The sequence below is a fragment of the Dehalococcoidales bacterium genome, from assembly GCA_035529395.1.
Lineage (GTDB): Bacteria > Chloroflexota > Dehalococcoidia > Dehalococcoidales > Fen-1064 > DUES01.
In genome coordinates, this window is the sequence record DATKWT010000155.1 from 1 (window position 1) to 5491 (window position 5491).

A 5491-nucleotide genomic window follows, 5' to 3' on the forward strand; every position below is an offset into this window, starting at 1 on the left:
TCACCGTCAGATAGTAATTGACCGCACTGCCCAGGCTCACTGAGACCAGAGCAGCAACCGCCAGGACCAGTATACCCCCCCCGACAAGATACCTTCTCCTCACAGCTCTCTTCTCCATACGGACAGAATCTCTTTATAATAGGTTCAGTCTAACCGAGAGCGAATACCGTGTCAAAAAAGCGAATTAAATTGCGGATAATTTCATCTTGTTGCCTGGAAAAGCAAAACTATACCCAACCCCGACTGGGTATTGACTCCGAAAAACCCCTGTGCTATCATGTCGCTTGGAGCCAGTACCACGGAATATGTGCCGGTAAGAGTTTTATGATTTGATACCCCAGTACAATTGGCATGCAAGAGTACTTGGATGCCTTTTTTATGCCGGTGTTCACATAGACCGAATTGGTGCGGTAAAAGGTAAAAGAAGGAGGAATACCTGATGCAAACCAAACCATGGATGAAAGTAGCTGCAACGACCGGCTTGGCCCTGTTGCTGCTTTCTATGCTGCTACTCAATGCCTGCGGTGGGGCAGACACAACAGAACCCGTAGAGGAGAAAACAACAACCACGACAACAACCACCGTAGTAGAGGTATCCGAGTTTGAGGTAGTCAAGGATGCTGCCGCGGAATATCTGAAAGCCAGGGCCGGGAATACGAAGGCCGCCGACCTGTTTATGGCAATCGCCGAAGACGATGCCCCCTACATTGTCAGCCTTCGCAGTGCGGCGGATTATACCAAAGGACACATCCCCGGGGCGGTGAACATTGCGTTCGGCGACCTGACTACTCTCCCCGAGGATGAGGAAATCCTCGTGTACTGCTATACCGGGCAGACAGCCTCATTTGCGGCGGCACTGCTTGGGGTCCTTGACTATGATGTCCAGAATCTGCTGCACGGAATGTCTTCCTGGTCAACAGACCCTGATGTGTTCGTGAGTCGGTTCAGCACAGCAGCTCAGAGTGACTTCAAGGTTGAGACAACAGCCAACACGGCTACGAAGACCCATGATTTCCCGGAAATGGATAACACTACTTCAGATGACGAAGATACGATTCTTGAGGCCGCAGTTGCCACTGTTTCTCCGAAGTACATCACGGCGTCCGACCTGAACATAAAAATCGCCGAGGATGAGGACATGACCATCATCAGCGTTCGCAGCGCGGCAGACTACGCCGCAGGGCATGTTCCCGGCGCCATTAACATCGGGATTGACAGCCTGGTGGACAACCTGGACAAGATTGACCCGGACTCACCGGTCTACGTCTACTGCTACACCGGGCATACAGCCGCTCAGGCTGCGTCCCTGCTGAATCTGCTGGGGTATGATGCTTACAGTCTGAAGTTCGGCATGTGTTCCTGGACCACGGATACGGCAGTTAATATGAACAAATGCTTCGATGCTTCAGGGGTACAGGGTTACGATACTGAGTAGTGAGAAATAGGCTCCCTGCAGAAATCTGGTTTCTGGCAGGGAGCATCCCTCCCCCCGAACGAATGAAAGATACTGATAAGAGACTGAGGAAGGGGAGCGGTAGATGAAAAGACTGGTACTTGCGGTCTTCGGGCTGGTTCTGCTGGCTGCATTCGTCGCGGCAGGCTGTTCCGTTCCTCCTGGACCAACACCCGGTGAGGAAGTGAGTTCCTGCGTCCTCTGTCATACTGACAAAGACCTGCTCAAACAGACTGCGTCCGTAGTCGAGGAAGTGAAGTCGGAAGCAACCTCGGGTGAAGGCTGAGGGGGTGAGCTACCTCCGTTGGAGGTATGGGAAAAGGCTTACATCAAGGACAGCAAGTTCCTGGAGAGCAGTCATGGTATGGTGGGCTGCGTTATCTGTCACGGCGGTGACAGCAGTGTAGAGGAAAAAGAGACCGCTCACCAGGAGATAGTGATTGACCCATCGGAAGAGGGCTGTAATACCTGCCACAGTGACATTGCCCTTCTAAATGATAACAGCCTGCACACCACGCTCAGCGGCTTTAAAAGCAAGCTCGAAGCCAGGGGCGGTGACCTTAGTGAAGGCTCAGCCCTGGACACAGCCTTTGACAACCACTGTCAGCAATGCCACACCTCCTGCGGTCAATGCCACGTCAGCCGTCCTGATGAAATGGGTGGTGGTCTGGTATCCAGTCACGTCTTCAAGAAGACCCCTTCAATGCAGAACAACTGCATAGCCTGTCATGGTGCCCGGGTTGGCGATGAGTACCTCGGCAACAACGAAAACGTTCCGGGTGATGTCCACTGGACACAGGCAGGGATGACATGCGCCCGGTGCCACGGGCAGGAGCTTCACGGGACCGGGATGCTGGTGAGTGACCGCTATAGTAATAGTGCTTCTGCGCAATGTGAGGACTGTCACGCAGATGTCTGGACCGATACCGACGATAATCCGCAGCACCAGCAGCACCTCGGCGACCTGGATTGCCAGGTCTGCCATTCCCTCGCCTACAAGAACTGCTCCAGCTGTCACGTTGCCCTTGACGAAGAGGGAGTACCATGTCGGACCAGCGAGCCGTCGCAGATGCTCTTCAAAATAGGACTCAACCCGATAAGGTCAGCTGAAAGACCCTATCAATACGTGGTACTGCGACATCCTCCAACCTGCGCCGGTACCTGTGACTATTACGGCTCCGACCTCCTTCCTGATTTCGACGCTGAACCGACCTGGAAGTATGCCACCCCGCACAATATTCAGTTGCATACTCCGCAGAACGAAAGCTGTAACTCGTGTCACGGCAATGCCGATTTGTTCCTGACCGAAGATGATGTTGCTCCCGATGAGATAGAAGCCAACCGGGGAGTGATAATTATAGAAGTCCCGGCCCCCGAATAGGGGATGCGCGGCTGCAATCAGCTAGCAAGGAGTAGATATGAAACTGGACCGGAGGGGTTTCCTGAAAGCCTCGGCAGGAACTGCGGGAGTCGTTCTGCTTGGTTCGCAGGGTCTTGGCACTGTGGCCAGAGCAGCCTCCTCCGGACAGGACCTTGCCATGTTGGTGGACGTCTCTAAATGCGTCGGTTGCTGGTGGTGCTACGCCGCCTGTAAGAACTACAACAGCCTGACAGAAACCATCAAGCCTGACCCCGAGGATTCCCCCGAGCTTTCTCCTGATTGCTGGACAACTCTATTCCCCCTGAAAAAGGGCGATGACTGGAGCCTCAGAAAGCAGGCCTGCATGCACTGTACCGATGCTGCCTGCGTCGAGGTATGCCCCACCGGAGCCCTGAGCTACAACGAGCTGGGGTTCGTCCAGTATGACCGAGAAAAATGCTCCGGCTGTGGTTACTGTGCCCAGAATTGCCCTTTTGGTATACCCCAGTTGGGGAGTAACCGTATTACCGGTGCCGGCGTCATGGACAAATGCACTTTCTGTATTGACCGGGTCAGCAACGGCCAGCCAACTGCCTGCTCGGAAGCCTGCACCACCGGAGCAATCACGTTTGGCCAGCGTTCGGAGTTACTTGATAATGCCGAGAAACGCGTCACGGAACTGGAGAAACAGAATCCTTCAGCCAATCTATACGGGAAAACCGAACTGGGAGGACTGCACGTAATGTACGTGCTCGATGAAGCCCCCGATACCTACGGTCTGCCGGTTGACCCACAGGTCCCCGCCGCGGCGGAGGTAAGGGGTATTCTGAAGTGGCTTGGTATTGGGGTTACGGTCGCCGCCGCTGCCGGTTTCGGGTTGAACTATCTTATCGCCAGGATGAGAATAGCCCGGGGAGGAGAGAGGGAATGACCGAAGAACGCGTAGTCGAACGTTTCAAGATGCGGACGGTCTGGTTTCACTGGGTACATACCGCCGCCTTCCTGATACTGGCGATCACTGGTGCTATTCTGTTCATTCCAGGACTCGGTGGCATAGCAGCCGGGGGTTGGACCAGAATCCTCCACCGGATATCGGCCATTATCTTCGCAGGCGGACCGATAGTGTACTTCTTCATCAACCCCAGGATGTCGCTGCACTTCATTAAGGAAACTCTTACCTGGGGTAAGAACGACCTGGGATGGGTAAAGGCAGCACCGGACTACTACTTCGGCGGCTCAGAAGATAATATGCCCCCGCAACCGCACGTAAATACCGGTCAGAAGATGTGGCAATTGGTGGTGCTGGGCACAGGCGTCCTGTTTGCACTAACAGGTCTGGTGATATGGTTCCTCAGGGATATCGTCCCGGCAGGTCTGTTTCAGTGGTGCATAGTTATTCATGACGTTGCCTTTGTCGTTGCCTTTGTCATGCTACTGGTCCACATCTATCTGGGCGCCATTCACCCCAGAATGGTGGAGTCTTTCCGTTCAATACTGAATGGCAAGATTTCCGTGACCTACGCCAGAAACCACTACGGCAAGTGGTACGACGAGATTGGCAAGAAGAAGTGATGCCAATGAAGGTATCACCTTCCGGTTATCCGTTTGCAGGTCGAAGAAACAGGGTGCCCGGATCAATAAGGTCAGCATCCTGTTCTATTTCAAGCAATAGAAACCCCGACCGCCGATATCGGGACTGGTCTCTTTCAGAGCTCAGCTGGTATCTCGTACCCGCACCCTGTTCCAGATGCCTACCACCCGTGCCAGTGATGCAGTCGGGTCATCAGTCTCCGTCTCCTTGCGAAAGCATATTTGCATATAGTTGTTCAGTACGAGCTGTCCCACGCTTTCGATAGCCGAGCGTATTGCTGCTAGCTGAGTCACTATACTCTCGCAGTCGCGTTCGGCATCGACCATTTTTTGCAGTCCCCGGACCTGCCCCTCAATCTTCCTTAGTCGCTTTATGATTACTTCTCTTGGTACTCTGTCATCGGAAGCCATTTCACCCTCCAGGAATCACGCTCCAATCGATAGTATGCTGTGATTTATGGTGCCACATATTCCCGCAACGGTCAACCGGAGTATTTCACTATGAGATAAGCTTGCTCTGATACCCTGGCACCCTATCAACGACAGTTCACTACTGATTTGACAATACCTATAATGCAATATTATACTATACCGCAGTAGGGTATATTACGGTTCAGGTATCCTACGTACCTCCAAGAATTGCCCGGTTCTTCTCATGGCCGGGCAATTCTATTTTACCTTCCCCATAGTATTATGTCACCTCCTGCGATTAGCGCCAGCCCTCCGTGTCATTGCGAGCCGGGGCTCTGAGCCGGAGTCCTGAGTGTAAGCGAAGGGAAAGCGAAGAGACACCGAAGCAATCTCAGACTCAGGAAACCCTCCCCCTTGGTCCCCCTCCCTTTGGCAAAGGGAGGGGGAAGAAAAAGAAAGAGAGGCTGGAGGCGAAAAACCGTTCTGGGAGGGAAGACAACACCGCCAAGAGTGCTCTGGATTTCTCTGCCTCTCTAAGGTGCGAATGACACCTGCCGGAAATCCGGCCTCGCACCGTTTTGGGGTGTCCAGAGGGGTGGAACCCCTTTGGAACGGGGGTACAAGGGGGTGTCCCCCTTTATTCCTGCTGCCCCTCAACAGGGGAAGGAGAAGAAACC

6 protein-coding genes are annotated in these 5491 nt (G+C 53.6%); 5 read left to right on the forward strand and 1 reads right to left on the reverse strand.

Annotated features, from left to right (window positions below):
* Positions 1-439 precede the first annotated feature (439 nt).
* The 5 genes from VMW13_09870 to VMW13_09890 all read left to right on the forward strand — a co-directional run bounded on the left by VMW13_09870 (position 440) and on the right by VMW13_09890 (position 4385).
* Positions 440-1435 carry a rhodanese-like domain-containing protein gene (locus VMW13_09870; GenBank protein ID HUV45122.1) on the forward strand — a complete coding sequence of 332 codons (996 nt, stop codon included), beginning with the start codon at positions 440-442 and terminating at the stop codon, positions 1433-1435.
* A gap of 103 nt (positions 1436-1538) precedes the next feature.
* Entirely contained in the window at positions 1539-1739 is a 201-nt protein-coding gene (locus VMW13_09875; GenBank protein ID HUV45123.1) for a hypothetical protein, read from the forward strand.
* A gap of 18 nt (positions 1740-1757) precedes the next feature.
* Positions 1758-2834 carry a hypothetical protein gene (locus tag VMW13_09880; protein ID HUV45124.1) on the forward strand — a complete coding sequence of 359 codons (1077 nt, stop codon included), beginning with the start codon at positions 1758-1760 and terminating at the stop codon, positions 2832-2834.
* 37 nt (positions 2835-2871) lie between these two features.
* On the forward strand, positions 2872-3744 hold the full coding sequence (locus VMW13_09885; protein ID HUV45125.1) for a 4Fe-4S dicluster domain-containing protein: 873 nt from the start codon (positions 2872-2874) through the stop codon (positions 3742-3744).
* Positions 3741-4385 (forward strand): cytochrome b/b6 domain-containing protein, encoded by a 645-nt coding sequence (locus VMW13_09890; GenBank protein HUV45126.1) that lies wholly within the window; start codon positions 3741-3743, stop codon positions 4383-4385. The genes VMW13_09885 and VMW13_09890 overlap by 4 nt, the downstream gene beginning before the upstream one ends.
* Positions 4386-4526: 141 nt before the next feature.
* Here VMW13_09890 and VMW13_09895 read toward each other — a convergent pair whose 3' ends face one another.
* Positions 4527-4814 (reverse strand): metal-sensitive transcriptional regulator, encoded by a 288-nt coding sequence (locus VMW13_09895; GenBank protein HUV45127.1) that lies wholly within the window; start codon positions 4812-4814, stop codon positions 4527-4529.
* Positions 4815-5491: the final 677 nt, after the last annotated feature.

Excerpts from the sequence above, each read along its gene's own strand:
- VMW13_09885 (HUV45125.1), top strand. The coding sequence starts at position 2,872 with ATGAAACTGGACCGGAGGGGTTTCCTGAAAGCCTCGGCAGGAACTGCG.
- VMW13_09870 (HUV45122.1), top strand. The coding sequence starts at position 440 with ATGCAAACCAAACCATGGATGAAAGTAGCTGCAACGACCGGCTTGGCC.
- VMW13_09895 (HUV45127.1), bottom strand. The coding sequence starts at position 4,814 with ATGGCTTCCGATGACAGAGTACCAAGAGAAGTAATCATAAAGCGACTA.
- VMW13_09890 (HUV45126.1), top strand. The coding sequence starts at position 3,741 with ATGACCGAAGAACGCGTAGTCGAACGTTTCAAGATGCGGACGGTCTGG.
- VMW13_09875 (HUV45123.1), top strand. The coding sequence starts at position 1,539 with ATGAAAAGACTGGTACTTGCGGTCTTCGGGCTGGTTCTGCTGGCTGCA.